This is a genomic window from Bordetella sp. N (assembly GCF_001433395.1).
Classification (GTDB): Bacteria; Pseudomonadota; Gammaproteobacteria; order Burkholderiales; family Burkholderiaceae_B; genus Bordetella_C.
The window spans coordinates 6,342,188-6,356,774 of the sequence record NZ_CP013111.1 but is presented as its reverse complement, the minus strand read 5'-3'; the positions used below and the strand labels follow the sequence as shown (position 1 = coordinate 6,356,774).

Below are 14,587 nucleotides of genomic sequence, written 5' to 3'. Positions count from 1 at the left end.
TCTCTACCTCCGTTGAAAATCGGGTGCGACCAGCAACAGCGCGACTGCCGTCTGGACGCTTTCGGCGCGGCCCACCGCGCTGGCCGTCGCCGGGCTCAAGGTGCCCGCCAGCAAGGTGCGCCCCAGCGCCTGGGGATCCACGCGGTCGCCCATGCGCGCAGCCAGCCGCTGCGCGAACTCCACCCGCCGCACCAGGGCATCGGGCGCGGCCCAACTGGCCGCGACGTCGTCATAACCCGCCGGTGAGCCCGGCCGCCACACGGCTTGTCCGAGCTGCGCCAACGTGGGCGCGGGGCGCGGCTTGTCCATGTCCGGCCTGCCCAGCCCGCGTAGCGATGAAATCAACCATTCCCAGGGCGTCTTGAACTTCACCGGCGTCGGCGCCCATGCTTGTGGCAAGTCCAGCAGCGTGCGATAGACCGGCAGCAGTTCGCCATTCCCGCGCAGATAGGCCTGGGCCAGGCGGTCGACGACTTCGGGCGGCGGCGTGTCGGCAATGAAATGCCGCGCCAGCTTGCCGGCGACATGACGTGCCGTCGCCGGCGCCGCGGCAAGCTCCGTCAACACCGCCCGCGCCTGAGCTTCGCCCTGCTGGTCATAGCGCCGGCCAAGGATCGTACGCGCGCCCGGCTCATGCACCGCCGGCCGGAACACGAAGCTTCCCGGTGTCGCATCGGGATCACGCGCGGCGCGCTGGCCTTTGGGACCGACGATGCTCCAGCCGGTCAACGCGCGGGCGAACTCGGTCACGTCGGCCTGCGTATAGCCGCTGCGCGCGCCCAGCGTGTGCAGCTCCATGATCTCGCGCGCCAGGTTTTCGTTCAGCCCGCGGCGCTGGGAAGGCTTGCGTTCTTCCGCGCGCAGCACGGCCTTGCTGTCCGGCCCGACCGAGGTCGGCTGGTCCAGGAACAGCTGCATCGCGGGATGGCGTTCGACGGCCAACAGCATGTCCTCGAAGCGTCCGAGTACATGCGGCCGGATCGCCTCGGCCTCGAAAGCGCCCGCCAGCATGGCGACGGCGGGCCCCTTGTCGGTGGACAAGGCGAAATGATTGGCCCAGAAATGCACCAGGCGTTCGACGAAAGGGGTCGGGGTGACCAGGGCGTTCTGCACGCGGGCGTCGACGGCGTTCCAGTACGTATCGCGGATGGTGGTGCGCAGGGTCTTCTGCGCGGTGGAATCGTCGGCGTCCGCCTTGTCGGCCTTGTTTGCCTTCCCGGCCATATCCGCCTTGTCGGCCCTGTCCACCTTCCCGGCCATATCCGCCTTATCGGGCTGCCCCGCTTTCTCCCCCCTCGAGGCCCTGGCCGCCTGCTGCAATTGCGTCAGGTTCTCCGTCAATGCCGCCGAGCCAGGCTGATTGGCCCAGGCCGCGGGACGGGGATCGTAGCGTTCGAACTGGGCCAGAAGACTGGCCTTGGGATCGGTCGGCGGCGTTTCGTCCGGGCGCGCGCCCAGGCCATATCGATTCAAGGCGATAGCGGCCCGCGTATCCGATGTCGTATTCATGACGCGATCCTCCTGCGTGATGGGCTGCTTAATTCCGGGCTGCTTGTTTGCGAGCTGCGTAGTTCCAGCCTGCCTGCTTCCAGGCGGCCTGCTGCTAGCCTGCCTACTTCCCCGCCGCCGCACGGGCCGGCGCTTGCGGCTCGCGCCACTGCCCCCGCTCGCGCAGGCCGTCGGCGAAGGTCTTGCGTTCTTCCGGCGTCAAGGTGGCCGCGAAACCGGCCACGCCATTCTCGACCGCCGCGCGCAGCGCCGCGTCGGCGGTGCGCGTGCGGGCCAGGGCCGCATCCAGGGCCGCGCGATCCAGTTGCGGTGCGGCCAACAGCGCCAGCACCTCGCGGCGCGCCTTGCGGGCCTCCCGCGCATAGTCCTGGTTGTCGCGCCGGGCGGTCTTGAGCGCATCCAGGAATTCCGCCTGGCGCTGCGCCGATAGATCCTCAGTGGCGAAGCGCAAGGCCACGCGCGGCGCCCCCGCGGCTTGATGCGCGCCACGTCCCGCGTACCACTGGTAAGCGCCACCCGCGATACCGCCCACCAGAAAGATGTTCAAAACCAGCGACCCCACCAGGGCGAATTTCCAGCCGCGTCCGTTCATTCTTCACTCCAATCGGCGACCGGGCTGCCGAAGCCGGTGGTCAACCAGGGTTCTTCATGTCCTTGCGGCAAGGTCGTCGTCACCATGGACAAGGACACCGCAAGCGCGCCCGCATAACCGCCCGCCAGGCCGACACCGGCGCAGACGACGCTGGACCACCAGACCCGCCCGCGCCGCCAGTTCCTTCCTGCCCGCGCTGTGCCTGCGGGCAAAGGCGTGGCAGGCGCGCTGGCGACGGCGACAGGCCCACTGGCGACCGCGGCAGGCAAGCTCGCGACGGCGGCGGGCGCACTGGCGACGATACGTTCGAACAATGCCGCGTCGGGCGCGGCGGCCGCATCCTGCGCCAGCCAGGCGTCCAGCGGCGCCGCGGCGGCGAGTATGGCGGCGGCCTCGGCGCGATGCGCGTCGGCCCAGGCCTGCGCCGCGCCGCGCTCTGCTGCCGGCCACCGCCGCGGCTCGGCGCCGTAGGCCTCCACGATGGTGCGAAATCGATCTGGTGTCATGGCCCCACTCTCCCGGTATCAACGGCCGCCAATTGTTCGCGCAGATTGCGCCGGGCCCGCGCCAGCAGGCTTTCCAGTGCATCCACGCTGATGTCCATGGCGGCCGCGGCCTCGCTGTTCGACAGTTCCTGGTAATAGGTCAGGACCAAGGCTTCACGCTGGCGTGGCGCCAGCGCGGCCAGCGCCGTCCTGACCCCCTCATCCCGATCCCGGCCCGCCAGGGATTCCGCCGGACCCGGTTGGGGGTCCTCCGTGTCGGGGGGATCGTCCGTGGGCTGCTCGTGCCGGCCGCGCAGGCGGTCATGGCAAAGATTCAGGGTGACGCGATGCAGCCACGTATCGAACTTCGCCTCGCCGGTACGCCAGCGCGGCGCCTGCTGCCAGACCTTCACGAACGCTTCCTGCGCCACGTCCTCGGCCTCCATCCTGTCGCCCAGCATGCGGGTCGCCAGCGCCAGCAACCGCGGCAGCTTGCGCGCCACCAGTTCGCGCACCGCGGCCGGATCCTGCCGGCCGACGCGCGCGATCAGTTCGGCGTCGGGGTCGACGTTGGGGGCTATCGTCCGCGCACGACCGAAGATACTCAAGGCAGGCGTTTCCTCATCTTCTCTCTCAGCAGCTCCCCGCCGCAGCTAGCGTGAGGCAGCGGATCAATATACGTAGACAGCCGCTGGCCGCACGTGCACCGGCCGGGCCGGCACCACCACACAGCCGCTCAAGGTCGCGGCGACCAGCGCCAGAATCAATATTCGCTTCATCATGACAGAACTCCTTCAACGTTGCCGTCAGGCCCAATGGCCCGGGATCCAGCGCCAGTTAGGCCCACGTGCCTGCCAATGGCCAGGGACCCAGGCGCGGCCGGCGCGTACCGCCTGCCAGTGGCCATCGACCCACACGTAGCGCCCGTGATCCCAGCGCCAGTGGCCCTTATCCCAGACATACCCTGCCCGAGGCGCGGGCAGGACTTCCACCCGCGGGGGCGGTGGCGCCATCGGCGCGATGATGACCTGGGCACAGGCGGACGCAGCCGCCGTGCTGACGGCGGCCGCTGCGAGGACTTTCAGGAACGTAAGGGATTTCATGGTCACCTCCCGGATTCGCTGGCGCGATATGCGCCGTTTCTTCTTGAACGGGGGAAGCGAGCAAAATCCGTCGGCCGGAAATGAAAGAAAAGATTTCCGGGCGCGGATGCAGATGCGGCAGCTGAGGAACCCCGCTCAGTCAGGAATATTCGGCTCGACCAATTGGGCCAGCTGCATCAGCGAGTCCTGCCAGCCTACGTAGCAGGCCTCCACCGGAATCACTTCCGGCAAGCCTTCCTGCACGATGTGCAATTCCGTGCCGCAGCTGACCTGCTTCAGGGTGATGGTCGCCACGATTTCGCCCGGCAGATTGGGATCATCGAAACGATCGGTGTAGCGGATCTTTTCATTGGGGACCAATTCCTGGTACTCCCCGCCGAAGCCGTGCGCCTTGCCGCTGCTGAAGTTGTAGAAAGACATGCGGTAGGTGCCGCCCACGCGGGCATCCATTTCATGGACCGCGCAAGTGAAACCGTGCGGGGGCAGCCATTTGGCCATGGCCGCGGGATCGAGGAAAGCCCGATAGAGACGATCGGGCGGGCAGCGCAAGACGCGGTGAAGCCGAACAGTACCGGTAGCCATAAGATTTGCCTCTCTCAAGTGGTGGTTGTACTGCTACGACGAATGAGCCGCGCCGGTTTCGACATCGGCACACAAGCCGCTTAGATGAATTTAACGGCAAGCGCGTTGTAAGCGGATGTCTACCGGGCGTAATGCATCTCTCACCACAAAGGGCATTGTGGCCACGGGCACTCGCCGCTTATGGTCCTACCCACCAGTTACCCAAGGGAGTCCGCATGACGAACGCCAGCCCGCCCGCGCCCGCCCCGATGCCCAATGAAATCCCCGGTGTCGCCATTCCACCGGGGCAGATCGCCGCCGCGGTAGGCAGACTGGACGAGCTTGCGCGGGCCCTGCGCAAGCGCACCCGCATCCCCGGCATCGCGGTGGCCGTGGTGCTCGAGGGGCAAAAAATATTCGCCCAGGGTTACGGCCTGCGGAATAACAAGGAAGGCGGCGACGTCGACGCGGACACCGTTTTCCAGCTGGCGTCCGTGTCCAAGTCGATCGGCGCCACGGTCATCGCGCGCGAGGTCGGGGAAAAGCGCGTGGCGTGGAACGATCGCATCACGCAATACCTGCCCTGGTTCAAGTTGTCGGACTCCTGGGTCTCTACCCAGCTGACCCTGGCCGATCTGTATGCCCATCGCTCCGGCTTGCCCGATCATGGCGGCGACGATTTGGAAGAACTGGGTTATGACCGCACGCAGATCCTTGAGCGTCTGCGTTATCTGCCGCTGCATCCCTTCCGCTCGACGTACGAGTACACCAACTTCGGCGTGACGGCCGCCGCGGAAGCGGTGGCCACCGCCGCCGGCGTCGATTGGGCCACGCTGTCGGAACATGAGCTGTATCGCCCGCTGCGGATGGATCGCAGCAGCTCCCGCTACGCCGATTTCGCCCGTCGCGACAATCGCGCCCACGGCCACATCAAGCAAGACGGCGAATACGTGCCCAGGTACCAACGCGAACCCGACGCGCAATCGCCCGCCGGCGGCGTCAGCTCCAGCGTCAACGACATGGCTAAATGGCTGGCCATGCTGATCGAAAACGGCAACGTGCAGGGCCGGCCCTTCATCCCGGCCGCGGCGCTGCTGCCGGCCATCACCCCGCAGATCGTTTCACGGGCCGCCACCAGCCCCAATGCACGGGCGGACACCTACGGCTACGGCTTCAACGTCAATGTGCAGGCGTCCGGACGTACCGACTTCAACCACTCCGGCGCCTTTGGCCTGGGGGCGGGCACGGCCTTCGCGGTGATCCCTTCGGCCCGCGTCGGCATCGTGGTGTTGACCAACGCCGCGCCCATCGGGGCGGCCGAGGCCCTGATCGCGGAGTTCATGGAACTGGTTCAGTTCGGCAGCATCAGCCGCGACTGGTTTGCGGCGTATCAGCCGCTGTTCGCGCCGTATGCCGAGCGCGCGGGGTCATTGGTGGACAAGCACCCGCCCGAGAATGCCGCGCCGCCCCGCGCACCGGCCGCCTACCTGGGTGTCTACGGCAATCCCTACTTCGGCGATGCCCACGTGGTCGAGGGACGGGCAGGCCTGGAACTGGTGCTGGGCCCCAAGGCCATGCGTTTTGCCATGCGCCATTGGGACGGCGACCGCTACACGATAGCCATGCACGGCGAGAACTACGAAGAGGGTTCGGTGTCCGCCGTCGACTTCAAGTTCGGCGACTCGGACACGGCCGCGGCGGTGTCGGTGGAATTGCTGGAAACCAACCGCCTCGGCACCTTCGCGCGTCGGTGATTTGCGCGGGGGCGGCTGGCGGAGCCCTCGTCCGAGGGCTCCCGCCTTCATTACTTCGAGGGCTTGGGGCCGACCTTCATTTCGAAGGAGCCGATGCCGTCCACGCCGCCGGTGACGACATCACCCGGGCGGATGGCGCCCACGCCGGCCGGGGTGCCCGTGAAGATCAGGTCGCCCGGCTGCAAGGCCATCGATTCGGAAATATAGGAAATGACTTCGGGCACCGACCAGATCAGCTCCGACAGGTCGCCCTGCTGGCGCACGTCGCCATTCACGCCCAGCCAGATTCGGCCCTTGGACGGATGACCCACTTCCGACGCCGGCTTCAGCGGGGTGGACGGGCCCGACACGTCGAAGCCCTTGGCCCACTCCCACGGACGGCCCATTTTCTTGGCGGTGGCCTGCAGGTCGCGGCGGGTCAGGTCGATGCCGACGCTGTAGCCCCACACATGATCCAGCGCCTGGTCGACGGGGATGTTCTTGCCACCCTTGCCGATGGCGACGATCAATTCGATTTCGTAGTGGAAGTCTTCGGTCTGGGGCGGGTACTGGATCGTGCCTTCGGCGGGCACGATGGCGTCGGCCGGCTTGCTGAAGAAGAACGGCGGATCGCGGTCCGGATCATGGCCCATTTCGCGGGCGTGTTCGGCGTAATTGCGGCCCACGCAGTAGACGCGGCGGACGGGGAAGCGCTTGTCGCTGCCGGCGACGGCCAGCGAGGCCTGTTCGGCCGGGGTGATGACGTAGGAAGACATGTGTAGCGTGCTCCAGACTCCAGGATAAGAACCTGTAGTCTAAAGGCCTATTCGTCCCGGAACTTGGACAAGCTTGCTGAGGATTTGGAACTTTCCACGCAAATGCTCATCCCTGGCGCCGGAACTCCCGGGGCGAGACCCCCGCCTGCTGGCGAAAGCGCCGGGAGAAGTAGGCTTCGTCGGCGAAACCGCAGGCATGCGCCACGTCCGCCACGCGCTTGTCGCTGGTCAGCAGCAGCGACCTGGCGCGATTCATCCGCCGCTCCAGGACCAGGTCGGTAAACGTCCGGTCCAGCTCCTTGCGCAGCAAGTGGGCCAGATAGCTGGGCGACAGGTAGGCGGCCGCCGCCGCGCTGTTCAAGGAAAGCTCAGCGCTGCCCAGCTGCTGCTCGATGTGGGCCCGCACCCGCGCCAGCGCATCGCGCCGGCCGCTGCGGGGCGCGTCCCGGCGCGCCTGGGCCTGCAGCTCGGCCCCGTGGCGCAGGCATACCGCGCCGATCAGCTGCAGCAGGTAGCCGCGCAGGACCTCGGCGGAGCCGAACATGCGGTCCTGGTCCGCCTGCTGCATGCGGGCCAGCAAGGCCGCCAGCTCCGCCAACTCCCCTTCCGGCACCTGGTAATCGAGGAACTCCTGGAAACGGAAGGGCGCCAGCTCGGGCACCTCGTTTAGCGGCACGTCTTCCAGGTCCAGCGGATCGCAATCCAGCCCCGGCCGCAGGAACTGCTGGGAGAAGTTGAGCACCATGAAGCGGCCGCCTTCCGGATGGGGAATCCGGTGCATGCGATGCGGCAGAATGAAGGCCAGCATCCCCTTCAGGAAAGGCCGGGTCACGCCGCTGATCTGCTGGATGGTGTCGCCGCCCAGGTTGACCTGGATCTGGAAGTAATCATGCCGATGCATCTCTTCCAGCGGGCGCCGCACGTCCTGCGCGCGGATATAGAAATCCGTGCGATCGCTGCGTTCGCGCATCGCATAGGTACGGACCAGGCCGGAACGGGAAGTGGCGCCGGCGTCAGCGGCGGTATCGACGCTCATAAGACATGAACTCTGAAGGCAGGCTGACATTAAACCCGGAACCCGCCGCGCCGCAAAATCGGTACGATACGGCAGACCAGCCTACAGGAGCTCACGTGGCGCACATCATTCCGGACGGATGGGACAACCTGCAACGCAGCGGCCCGGCCCAGCGCGAGCTGGAAACGCTGGCCCACCTGAAGCGGGCCCTGTCCGACGACTACACGGTCTACCACGCCATCCATTGGACCAATATCGAAGGCCGCCATGCCATCCATGGGGAAATCGACTTCGTGGTGATCAACCGGGCGGGCGACCTGCTGGTCATCGAGCAGAAGGCCGGCGCCCTGGAGGAAACCGACCAGGGCCTGGCCAAGCGCCATGCAGGCAAGTCCCAGCTGGTGCCGGTGCAGATGGCGCTGACCGCCGACACCCTGCGCGCCAAGCTGGCCCGCAGCCTGAATGGGGCCGACGTGGGGCTGGACTACCTGCTCTATTGTCCCGACCATCGCGTGCTGGCGCCGACCACCGCCGGCCTGTCGCCGGAGCGCATCGTCGATGCCGGCCGCCGTGACAAGCTGGCCGCCGTCATCCGCGACATCCTGCCGCCGGGCGAGCCGTCACCCCGCCGCGCGCAGGTCGACCACTTCCTGCGCGACATCATCCGCCTTGAAACCGATGTCAGCGCGCTGATCGGTCAGGCTCGCGCCTGGGTCACCCGCCTGGCGGGCGGGCTGGCCCATTGGGCACGCCAGCTGGACATCACCCCCTACCGCCTGCGCGTCACCGGCACGGCGGGCTCGGGCAAGACCCAGCTGGCGCTGGCCGAGTACCGCGATGCCATCCAGCAAGGCAAGCGGCCGCTGTATGTCTGCTTCAACCGGCCGCTGGCCGACCATTTCAATAGCATCGCGCCGGAGGGCGGCCTGGCCGTTTCCTTCCATCTACTGTGCGATCGCCTGCTGCAGCACGTGGGCCGCAGCCCGGACTTCTCCCAACCCAAGGCCTTCGAAAAGCTGGTCGACGATGCCGAGGCGCTGGCCGTGCCGCCGGACTTCATGTTCGACACGGTCATCGTCGACGAAGGGCAGGACTTCAATGCCCGTTGGGGCGGCATGGTGCTGCGCCTGGCCAAACCGGATGCCCGCGTGGTGTGGCTGGAAGATCCCATGCAGAATCTCTACGGCCACCTGCCGCCGGAGATGCCGGGATGGGTGCGCCTGCGCGCGCAAAGCAATTTCCGCAGCCCGCGGCCCGTGGTCAACCTCTTGCAATCCATCCTGCCGGACGACGTGCGCATCGACGCGCAAGCGCCCATCACCGACAGCGATGTCGAGGTGCTGTCCTATCACGACGAGGAAAGCCTGCTGCTGGCGGTCAAGCAGGGCATACGCAAATGCTATTCCGACGGTTTCCGCGCGGACGATATCGCCGTGATCAGCTATCACGGCCACCAACGTTCACGGGTGCTGGCGCATGACCGCCTGGGGCCGCATGGCCTGCGCCGCTTCACCGGGCAATACGACCTGCTGGGGCTGCCGGTGTACACCCATGGCGATGTGCTGGCGGAGTCCGTCTATCGCTTCAAGGGCCAATCGATTCCGGCGGTGATCTTCACCGAAATCGATTTTGAAACGTTGGACGAACGGGCCATACGCAAACTGTTCGTCGGCGCCACGCGGGCCACGCTCAAGCTGATCCTGATCGCCACCGAACCGGCCGCCGCGCAACTGCGCCAGAAGATGGGCATCGAGATTCAGCACGTGGCGTGACGTGCGCTGGTTGGCGGACGTCGCCTGGCAGACGCGAGTGACAGACGAGACATGGCTGCTGCCGCTCAGATCCAGGCGACGGCCTTGCCCACCTGCTCGCGCGCTTCGATGCGCGCGTGGCCCAGCGCGATGTCCTTGAAGGCGTAGCGATCGGTGATCTCGATGTGCAGGCTGCCTTCGAGGATTGCAGCGAAAACATCGTCGGCGCGCCGCTGGACGGTGGCGGCATCGGCCATGTGGTCGGCCAGGCGCGGCCGCGTCAGGAACAGCGAGCCAGCTTCGCCCAGCTCGTAGGGATCCAGGTCCTTCACCGATCCGGACACATTGCCGTAGTTGATCACCAGGCCGCGCTTGCGCGTCGCCCGCATGCTGTCGCGCAGGGTCGCCTTGCCCAGCGAATCGAACACCACATCGACACCGCGCCCGTCCGTCAACGTCCGCACGCGGTCCGCGAAGCCGCCATCGTCGTAGGGCATGGCCACGTCCGCGCCGCGCGCCAGCGCCACGGCGCGCTTGTCCTCCGTGCTCGCGGTGGCATAGACGGTGACACCGATGCGCTTGGCCATCTGGATCAACAGTTGACCGATGCTGCCGGACGCCGCATGCACCAGGCAACTCGTCCCTGCCGTCAATGCCGCCACGTCGTGCAACAGATAATGCGCCGTGCATCCCTGGAACATGGCCGACGCCGCGGTATCGAAGGCGATCGCATCGGGCAGCACCGCGGCCTGCCTTGCAGGAATCGCCGCATACTCGGCGAAGCTGCCCCATGCCACGCACCAGGCGACACGCTGGCCAACGGCGGGGTGGGTCACGCCGGGCCCCGTCGCCACCACCACGCCGGCGCCTTCCATCCCCAGGGTGCAAGGCACGCGCACGGGATAGGTCTGCGACTGGGCGTACTTGCCCTGGCGGGTATGGATGTCCATGAAGTTCACGCCGGCGCAGGCCACCTGCACCAGGATTTCCCCTGGGCCCGCCACCGGCACGGGTGCGTCGTCGCGCACGCGCACCACTTCGGGTCCGCCGTAACTTTCTATGGTGATCGCCCGCATCGTTGCCGCCATGCCTGTCTCCGTTTGATCGTTGTCATCACGCTGTCCCGACAGATTCTATAGCGCGGCACGGATTCAGCCGGTGCCGCCTGGCCGGCCGCGCCTTAACACCAGTTGAACCTAAGGGTAAACACGCTCTCGCGGCGGCTCATCCTTTCAGTACTCTCACCGTCACCACAACGAAAGATTGAGGAGACAACAGAATGAGCCTGACCTTTACCCATCGTCTGGCGGCGCTGCTGGCCGTGACAGGGATGGCCGCCATGCCGGCCGCCCACGCGAAAGATACCTGGCCCGACCACCCCATCACCATCGTGTCGCCCTATGCCCCGGGTGGCACCACCGACATCCTGGCGCGCCTGCTGGCGCCGCGGCTGCAAGCCAAGTTCGGCCAGGCCATTGTTGTCGAGAACCGCTCCGGCGCGGGCGGCAATATCGGCACGGCCTACGTGGCCAAGGCCAAGGCGGACGGCTACACCTTCCTGCTCGCGGCCAGCGGCCCCATCGTGATCGCGGGCACGCTGTACACGTCGCTGCCCTATCGCCCCGACAAGGACTTCACCGCCGTGTCGCCCCTGGCCGACACCAGCTTCGTGGTCGCCGTCAACGCGAAGTCCGGCTTGAATTCGGTCCAGGATGTGATCGCCAAGGCCAAGGCCGGCAATCTGTCCTACGGCTCCGCCGGCTCGGGCACGCCGCAGCACATCATCGGCGAGATGTTCAACACCGCGACCAAGCAGAAGATCCAGCACATCCCCTACAAGGGCTCGGGCCCGTTGTTGAACGACCTGGTCGGCGGCCAGGTGCCGTTGGCATTCGAGAACCCGCTGCCCATCATGCAGCAGGTCAAGGCCGGCAACCTGAAGGTGCTCGCCGTCACCGGCGCCAAGCGTTCCGCCGCGCTGCCGGACGTGCCCACGCTGGATGAGGTCGGCATCAAGGGCTTCGACGCCAAACCCTGGTACGGCCTGCTCGGCCCCGCCAACCTGCCCGCAGATGTCACCAGGCGCATGAACGAGGCCGTGCAGGAGATCCTGGCCTCGCCCGACATCAAGGCGCAGCTGGCCAGCCTTGGCGTGGAACCGATGGTGATGAAGCCCAAGGAATACCAGACCTTCATCGACAAGGAAATCGTGAAGTGGGGCGCGGCCGTCAAGGCGTCCGGCGCGACGGTGGATTGAGCCTGCGTTAACGCGTGTTTGAAGCCGGGCCTGGGTGCGGACCGAGTCCGCCTCAGGCCTTTTCTATGCCGTGCAGGAACATGCCGACGAAGTAGTCCATGATCTCCTGCGCGGTCTTCTCGCCGTCCGGCCGGTACCAGCGCGACAGCTGGTTCAAGGACGACAAGAGAAACTTGCCCGCCAGGCTGACGTTGGTGTCGGGCTTGAACAGGCCCGCGGCGATGCCGTCGCGCAAGGCCTCCTTCAACAAGCCTTCATAGGCATCGCGCCACTGCACCACCAGGGCGCGATGCGCCTCGCTGTCCGTGGACCAGAACAACAACGAGCCCGATACCCAGCTGTCGTGGCACTCCTCGTAATACGTCACCGAGGCCCGTATGAACGCCCGCAGGCGCAGCGCCGGGTCCGCGGGTTCCGCGGCCATGGCATCGCGCACGCGCGTGTACAGCGTCTCCATCCCGGACGACACCAGGTTGCGGTAGAGCGTTTCCTTGTCCGGGAAGTGGTGGTACAGCGCCGACTTCGATATCCCCACTTCGGCCGCGATCATGTTCAGCGACGTGCCTTGATAGCCATGGCGCGCGAACAGGCGCCGCGCCTCGTCGATGATCTGTTCGTAACGTCCGGGATCCCGCGCAGTCATGGTGTTCGATCCTGTCGTCCAAAAAGATGAGGAGGGATGATAAGGGAATATCCCAGGGCTGGACTTTGTGGGAAAAGGGTCTAAGATCCTACCCAACCGACCGGTCGGTCGGTTCGTGTGAATCTACTCGGACCGCCGCCGGAAAACAAGGCCTGCCGGAGTCTTATCGCCGCGCAAGGCCATATATGGTGGAGACAAGATGCATAGCGGAACGCGAGTTTCGCTGGTCATCGGCTTTTGTGGCGGCTTGCTTGCCTTGGCGTCTTCGTGCCTGGCGGCTTCCCCCTACCCGAACCAGCCCATACGTCTGATCGTCCCCTTCGCGCCCGGTGGCGGCGCCGACGCCAACGCCCGCCGCATCGCCGAGCCGTGGTCCAAGGCGCTGGGCCAGCCCATCGTGGTCGAGAACAAGCCCGGCGCGGGCGGCACCTTGGGCGCCACCTATGTGTCCCAGGCCGCGCACGATGGCTACACCCTGCTGTATGCGACGCCGGGCCAGCAGATGACCGCGCCGTATCTGTTCAAGAACCTTGCCTACGATCCGTTCAAAAGCCTGGTTCCGGTGGGCAAGCTGAGCATGGGGGCCAATGTGCTGGTGGTCACCAAGAGCCTGCCGGTCAAGAACGTGCAGGAGCTGATCGCCTACGCTCGCGCCCATCCCGGCAAACTGGGCTTCGCCAGTTCCGGCGTCGGGTCCACCAGTCATCTGGCCGGCGAACTGTTCAAGCAGAAAGCCGGCGTCGATATCTTCCATGTGCCGTATCGTGGCACGGGGCCGGCCCGCACGGACCTGATGAGCGGCCAGGTCCCCATGACCATAGACACGCTTAGCGTCTATCTGCCCTTGATCCAGTCGGGCGACGTGCGCGCGCTGGGCGTGTCCACACTCCAGCGCGATCCCGCCTTCCCGGACCTGCCGGCCATCGCCGAGACCCTGCCGGGCTTCGAGGCCGTCCCGATCAATTACATCGCCGTCCCCGCGGGAACGCCGCGCGCCATCATCGACAAGCTCAATGTCACCTTGAACCAGGTGATCGATGACCCGCGCGTGCGCGACAACTTCGAGAAGGGCACCACCCTGGAAGGTGGCACGCCGGCGGCGATGCAGCAGGTGATCGTATCCGAGCAGGCGAAGTGGAAAGCGCTGATCGAAAGCGCGGGCATCAAGCCGGAATAAAGGAGGAGAGGCATGAGGAAGCGCATGTTCGCGATGGCGGCGATATTCGCCACGATCGCGCTGCAGGCCGCCACGCCTGCGGCGGCCAAGTACCCCAACCAGCCCGTCACCATCATCGTCCCCTACGCGCCGGGCGGCGTCACCGACCTCTATGGACGGTCCATCGCCGAATACCTGGGCCGCACGTGGAATGTCCCCGTCATCGTCAAGAACGAAGGCGGCGGCGGAACGATGATCGGCACCCAGACCGTTGCCCGCGCCGAGCCCGACGGCAACACCATCCTGTTGACCAGCTATGCGTACACGTCCAATCCCATCGTGCGCAAGGACATGAGCTATGCGCCCGACGCGTTGCGACCGGTCATGCTGTTGGGCAACAGCGCCAATATGCTGGTCGTGTCCGCGAAGTCGGATCTCCACACGCTGGACGACGTGCTGGCCAAGGCGCGCAAATCGCCCGGCAACCTGCGCCTGGCCTCTTCCGGCGTGGCGTCCAGCCCGCATATCGCGGCGGAACTCTGGGCCCATTCCGCCGGCGTGCAGATCACGCATGTGCCCTATCGTGGCACCGCGCCCGCGATGAATGACGTCCTGGCGGGCCAGGTCGACGGCATTTTTGACGGGCCGTCGTCCATGAGCAGCGTCAAGGCCGGACGTCTGCGCGCGATTGCCATCGCCAGCGCCGAGCCCCATCCGGGCGCGCCTGGCGTGCCCACGTTTCGCAGCCTGGGCGAGGACCTGGTGTTCGGCAGCTGGTTCGGCTTCTTCGTGCCCAAGGGCACGCCGGACACCATCGTCAACCAGTTGAATGCCGACCTGCGCCACGCCCTCGCCGACGCAAGAACCCGCGCCGCCATCGATACGACGGCCCTGCTGGTGCAGGACGGCACGCCTCAACAATTCGCCGACTTTCTCGATCAGGAAAGCCGGAGGCTGAAGCAATTGGTGCAAAGCGGCGCGGATTTCACGCCGCAATAAACAGGAG

16 protein-coding genes are annotated in these 14,587 nt (G+C 66.4%); 5 read left to right on the top strand and 11 right to left on the bottom strand.

What is annotated here, in order from left to right; translation table 11 throughout:
- Positions 1 to 3 precede the first annotated feature (3 nt).
- The 7 genes from ASB57_RS27465 to ASB57_RS27445 all read right to left on the bottom strand — a co-directional run bounded on the left by ASB57_RS27465 (position 4) and on the right by ASB57_RS27445 (position 4,271).
- Positions 4 to 1,509: a DUF1800 family protein gene (locus ASB57_RS27465; RefSeq protein WP_057655042.1), complete on the bottom strand. Its 1,506-nt coding sequence runs from the start codon at positions 1,507 to 1,509 to the stop codon at positions 4 to 6.
- Positions 1,510 to 1,612: 103 nt separating this feature from the next.
- Positions 1,613 to 2,101 carry a periplasmic heavy metal sensor gene (locus ASB57_RS27460; protein WP_057655041.1) on the bottom strand — a complete coding sequence of 163 codons (489 nt, stop codon included), beginning with the start codon at positions 2,099 to 2,101 and terminating at the stop codon, positions 1,613 to 1,615.
- Positions 2,098 to 2,607 carry a hypothetical protein gene (locus ASB57_RS27455; RefSeq protein WP_057655040.1) on the bottom strand — a complete coding sequence of 170 codons (510 nt, stop codon included), beginning with the start codon at positions 2,605 to 2,607 and terminating at the stop codon, positions 2,098 to 2,100. The genes ASB57_RS27460 and ASB57_RS27455 overlap by 4 nt, the downstream gene beginning before the upstream one ends.
- Positions 2,604 to 3,239, bottom strand: a complete 636-nt coding sequence (locus tag ASB57_RS27450) for an RNA polymerase sigma factor (RefSeq protein ID WP_369822883.1) — start codon at positions 3,237 to 3,239, stop codon at positions 2,604 to 2,606. The genes ASB57_RS27455 and ASB57_RS27450 overlap by 4 nt, the downstream gene beginning before the upstream one ends.
- Before the next feature lie 18 nt (positions 3,240 to 3,257).
- Entirely contained in the window at positions 3,258 to 3,365 is a 108-nt protein-coding gene (locus ASB57_RS31220; RefSeq protein ID WP_156414456.1) for a lipoprotein, read from the bottom strand.
- 27 nt (positions 3,366 to 3,392) lie between these two features.
- The gene (locus tag ASB57_RS30870; protein WP_082621874.1) at positions 3,393 to 3,689 is read right to left on the bottom strand and encodes a YXWGXW repeat-containing protein; all 297 of its coding nucleotides are present in this window, start codon (positions 3,687 to 3,689) and stop codon (positions 3,393 to 3,395) included.
- A 135-nt stretch (positions 3,690 to 3,824) separates the two neighbouring features.
- Positions 3,825 to 4,271: an SRPBCC family protein gene (locus tag ASB57_RS27445; RefSeq protein ID WP_057655039.1), complete on the bottom strand. Its 447-nt coding sequence runs from the start codon at positions 4,269 to 4,271 to the stop codon at positions 3,825 to 3,827.
- Between the two features lie 215 nt (positions 4,272 to 4,486).
- On the opposite strand from ASB57_RS27445, the gene ASB57_RS27440 reads away from it, so the two are divergent.
- Entirely contained in the window at positions 4,487 to 6,004 is a 1,518-nt protein-coding gene (locus tag ASB57_RS27440; protein ID WP_082621873.1) for a serine hydrolase, read from the top strand.
- A 50-nt stretch (positions 6,005 to 6,054) separates the two neighbouring features.
- On the opposite strand, the gene ASB57_RS27435 is transcribed toward ASB57_RS27440, so the two are convergent.
- Entirely contained in the window at positions 6,055 to 6,759 is a 705-nt protein-coding gene (locus ASB57_RS27435; RefSeq protein ID WP_057655038.1) for a fumarylacetoacetate hydrolase family protein, read from the bottom strand.
- Between the two features lie 106 nt (positions 6,760 to 6,865).
- Entirely contained in the window at positions 6,866 to 7,795 is a 930-nt protein-coding gene (locus tag ASB57_RS27430; RefSeq protein WP_057655037.1) for a helix-turn-helix transcriptional regulator, read from the bottom strand.
- Positions 7,796 to 7,890: 95 nt separating this feature from the next.
- On the opposite strand from ASB57_RS27430, the gene ASB57_RS27425 reads away from it, so the two are divergent.
- Positions 7,891 to 9,546 carry a nuclease-related domain-containing DEAD/DEAH box helicase gene (locus ASB57_RS27425; RefSeq protein WP_057655036.1) on the top strand — a complete coding sequence of 552 codons (1,656 nt, stop codon included), beginning with the start codon at positions 7,891 to 7,893 and terminating at the stop codon, positions 9,544 to 9,546.
- Positions 9,547 to 9,611: 65 nt separating this feature from the next.
- On the opposite strand, the gene ASB57_RS27420 is transcribed toward ASB57_RS27425, so the two are convergent.
- Positions 9,612 to 10,601, bottom strand: a complete 990-nt coding sequence (locus ASB57_RS27420; RefSeq protein ID WP_057656486.1) for a quinone oxidoreductase — start codon at positions 10,599 to 10,601, stop codon at positions 9,612 to 9,614.
- Positions 10,602 to 10,804: 203 nt separating this feature from the next.
- Between ASB57_RS27420 and ASB57_RS27415 the strand changes: the two genes are divergently transcribed.
- Positions 10,805 to 11,782: a tripartite tricarboxylate transporter substrate binding protein gene (locus ASB57_RS27415; RefSeq protein WP_057655035.1), complete on the top strand. Its 978-nt coding sequence runs from the start codon at positions 10,805 to 10,807 to the stop codon at positions 11,780 to 11,782.
- 52 nt (positions 11,783 to 11,834) lie between these two features.
- Here the strand turns inward: ASB57_RS27415 and ASB57_RS27410 are convergent, their stop codons facing one another.
- A complete protein-coding gene (locus ASB57_RS27410; RefSeq protein ID WP_057655034.1) occupies positions 11,835 to 12,425 on the bottom strand; it encodes a TetR/AcrR family transcriptional regulator in 591 nt (196 codons plus the stop codon).
- 199 nt (positions 12,426 to 12,624) lie between these two features.
- Between ASB57_RS27410 and ASB57_RS27405 the strand changes: the two genes are divergently transcribed.
- Both ASB57_RS27405 and ASB57_RS27400 read left to right on the top strand, forming a co-directional pair.
- Complete coding sequence (locus ASB57_RS27405; RefSeq protein WP_057655033.1) at positions 12,625 to 13,602, top strand: tripartite tricarboxylate transporter substrate binding protein; 978 nt, start codon at positions 12,625 to 12,627, stop codon at positions 13,600 to 13,602.
- Between the two features lie 12 nt (positions 13,603 to 13,614).
- A complete protein-coding gene (locus ASB57_RS27400) occupies positions 13,615 to 14,580 on the top strand; it encodes a tripartite tricarboxylate transporter substrate binding protein (protein ID WP_057655032.1) in 966 nt (321 codons plus the stop codon).
- Positions 14,581 to 14,587 lie beyond the last annotated feature (7 nt).

Coding starts and splice junctions, on each gene's coding strand:
- ASB57_RS27460 (WP_057655041.1), bottom strand. CDS start 2,101: ATGAACGGACGCGGCTGGAAATTCGCCCTGGTGGGGTCGCTGGTTTTG.
- ASB57_RS27465 (WP_057655042.1), bottom strand. CDS start 1,509: ATGAATACGACATCGGATACGCGGGCCGCTATCGCCTTGAATCGATAT.
- ASB57_RS27405 (WP_057655033.1), top strand. CDS start 12,625: ATGCATAGCGGAACGCGAGTTTCGCTGGTCATCGGCTTTTGTGGCGGC.
- ASB57_RS27435 (WP_057655038.1), bottom strand. CDS start 6,759: ATGTCTTCCTACGTCATCACCCCGGCCGAACAGGCCTCGCTGGCCGTC.
- ASB57_RS31220 (WP_156414456.1), bottom strand. CDS start 3,365: ATGAAGCGAATATTGATTCTGGCGCTGGTCGCCGCGACCTTGAGCGGC.
- ASB57_RS27415 (WP_057655035.1), top strand. CDS start 10,805: ATGAGCCTGACCTTTACCCATCGTCTGGCGGCGCTGCTGGCCGTGACA.
- ASB57_RS27400 (WP_057655032.1), top strand. CDS start 13,615: ATGAGGAAGCGCATGTTCGCGATGGCGGCGATATTCGCCACGATCGCG.
- ASB57_RS30870 (WP_082621874.1), bottom strand. CDS start 3,689: ATGAAATCCCTTACGTTCCTGAAAGTCCTCGCAGCGGCCGCCGTCAGC.
- ASB57_RS27410 (WP_057655034.1), bottom strand. CDS start 12,425: ATGACTGCGCGGGATCCCGGACGTTACGAACAGATCATCGACGAGGCG.
- ASB57_RS27420 (WP_057656486.1), bottom strand. CDS start 10,601: ATGCGGGCGATCACCATAGAAAGTTACGGCGGACCCGAAGTGGTGCGC.
- ASB57_RS27430 (WP_057655037.1), bottom strand. CDS start 7,795: ATGAGCGTCGATACCGCCGCTGACGCCGGCGCCACTTCCCGTTCCGGC.
- ASB57_RS27440 (WP_082621873.1), top strand. CDS start 4,487: ATGACGAACGCCAGCCCGCCCGCGCCCGCCCCGATGCCCAATGAAATC.
- ASB57_RS27445 (WP_057655039.1), bottom strand. CDS start 4,271: ATGGCTACCGGTACTGTTCGGCTTCACCGCGTCTTGCGCTGCCCGCCC.
- ASB57_RS27455 (WP_057655040.1), bottom strand. CDS start 2,607: ATGACACCAGATCGATTTCGCACCATCGTGGAGGCCTACGGCGCCGAG.